The organism is Paenibacillus foliorum (assembly GCF_013141765.1).
In the GTDB taxonomy this organism is placed as follows: Bacteria; Bacillota; Bacilli; order Paenibacillales; family NBRC-103111; genus Paenibacillus_S; species Paenibacillus_S foliorum.
Window position 1 is genome coordinate 1 of sequence record NZ_WHOD01000114.1, and the last position, 2,016, is coordinate 2,016.

Consider the following 2,016-nt stretch of genomic DNA (forward strand, 5'->3'; position numbering starts at 1 on the left):
TATTTGAACAGAGAATTTTCAAATTAAATTGAGCACACTTTGTCAGAACGCTGGAGTTCCCGCAACGTTGTGTACGTCCTTTTTCTTTTTCATTGGCACTTATTCAAACGGAAATGTAGGTATTGCGCTAACTGGGAACTATAGTTGAACAACAAAAGGCCAGTTTGCTTCGGTAGACTAGAAATTGACAATTTGCCTTAACGTACCGTACTCTATTGGTGCTTAATACGAATTCATCATCATGAGATTGAATTATTACATTCTCACCTATTAGTTCACCTTGTAAATAGATCGAGGTAGGCTGTTGAAATACACGCATACGTTCAAAGTCTGAAGGTTCTATAGTTGACGTTGTTCTGGAGATTTGTTAGTAAGTTCACGGGCACTTAGATTCAATCAGCGTCTTATCATAATTATTTTGAAAAAGATAAATATAGACAGATTAAATCCTCCCGATTCTAGTAAAGCTAGAATTATTAGATGAATTGGGAGGGTTTTGCTATGAAATTAAACGAGTTATGGATGCTGTATGAAGCCGATAAACGAGTATTGGGGTTCAGTCCTCACACATTAAAAGCTTACTCTCTTCAGCTAAAGATGTTGATCCGCGAAATGGGTAATCTCCAAATCGAGGAGATATCTTTAAATCTGCTAAAAGACTATTTGGCCAAACAAACAGAGCGATTAAAACCAAGCAGTTTAGGACATCGGATCCGATTTGCTCGTTCTCTTTTTCGTTTTGCTTTTGAAGAAGGTCATATTCCTAAAAATCCATCCCTTAAGCTGAGAGAACCAAAGATGGATAAACGAATTCCCAAATTTCTGATTGAAGAAGATGTTATCCATCTCAAGATTTCCTGTCATTCACCACGTGAGCATGCTCTTCTAGAATTTCTGTATTGTACGGGTTGCCGCGTCGGCGAAGTACAGAAATTAAATATTGAAGACATCAACTGGGAAAACTGCTCGGTAATAGTAAATGGAAAGGGTTCCAAACAGAGGGAAGTATATTTTACGACAGAGTGCAAGGTGTGGTTAAAAAGATACCTTGAGAGTCGTGAGGATTCCAGTAAAGCGTTGTTCGTCACTGAAAGTCATCCTATCCGCCGTTTGAGTATCCCAACGATCCGTCACTCATTAAAACTGTTGGCAGCGCGAGGTGAAGTATCTGCAAATGTATACCCACATCGTTTTTCGTCATACCTATGCTTGTCAACTGCTGGATAACGGTGCACCATTGGACTTTATACAAGGGATGCTTGGGCATGAAAAAGCTTCAACCACTCAAATATATGCTCAGTTGCGGGGTGATCGACGGAGAGAATTGTATCGACGTTATTTTTAGTATCCATGTGAGGCTAACGAAAAAGTAGCAATGATGCGTATAAATTGTCTTGAGTTGATTGTAAATGATGACAGATATCTTTATAAATCGGTTTATGATTTGCATTAATATCAGCATTTTTCCAATCGCTATTGTACGATGTTCCTTTATAGCATGGGTAATTTGAACTCGTAGAATGCGAGCGCCTATCATCATTAATCTCATTCATTCCTATGCCTTGAATAGGTCTTGTAATATTGCTACTAATGCGGAGTTCATTTTCAATTGTCCCAAAGACATAGAAATAAGATCGGAACACAAATTGAATTTAGCTTTATCAGAGGTCTTTGATTTTCAAGGACTTTTTGTATTAGGAAGCATAAGTTTGCCATGGTAAATTGGAAGCATAAGCTTTCCAAAGCGGCAAATTTATGGGTTAAGTTACACCAATAGGCATTTGTAAAAAATTCTTCAAAACTTATTTGCCACATTATATCAGCAATAGCTGTATCGAAAATCGCATGAATATTTATGCATATAATACATTTAAGTAGTTTTTCTATTATAAAAAATTTTGAAACAGAGCTGCTTTGTGGATTGAGTAATTGCCAAAATGTTTTTAATTCTGAAACAAAAACAACGGAGTGTCGCGGCTTTGTGGGCGTTGTTTTATATTTTATTATGAAACATCA

At 37.0% G+C, this 2,016-nt stretch carries 2 protein-coding genes; both read left to right on the forward strand.

Annotated features, from left to right (window positions below):
• Positions 1–501: 501 nt before the first annotated feature.
• Positions 502–1,227 (forward strand): tyrosine-type recombinase/integrase, encoded by a 726-nt coding sequence (locus GC093_RS30550; RefSeq protein WP_312886642.1) that lies wholly within the window; start codon positions 502–504, stop codon positions 1,225–1,227.
• The gene (locus GC093_RS36730) at positions 1,175–1,345 is read left to right on the forward strand and encodes a tyrosine-type recombinase/integrase (RefSeq protein WP_312886643.1); all 171 of its coding nucleotides are present in this window, start codon (positions 1,175–1,177) and stop codon (positions 1,343–1,345) included. Before GC093_RS30550 ends, GC093_RS36730 begins: the two co-directional genes overlap by 53 nt.
• Positions 1,346–2,016 lie beyond the last annotated feature (671 nt).

Excerpts from the sequence above, each read along its gene's own strand:
- GC093_RS30550 (WP_312886642.1), top strand. The coding sequence starts at position 502 with ATGAAATTAAACGAGTTATGGATGCTGTATGAAGCCGATAAACGAGTA.
- GC093_RS36730 (WP_312886643.1), top strand. The coding sequence starts at position 1,175 with ATGTATACCCACATCGTTTTTCGTCATACCTATGCTTGTCAACTGCTG.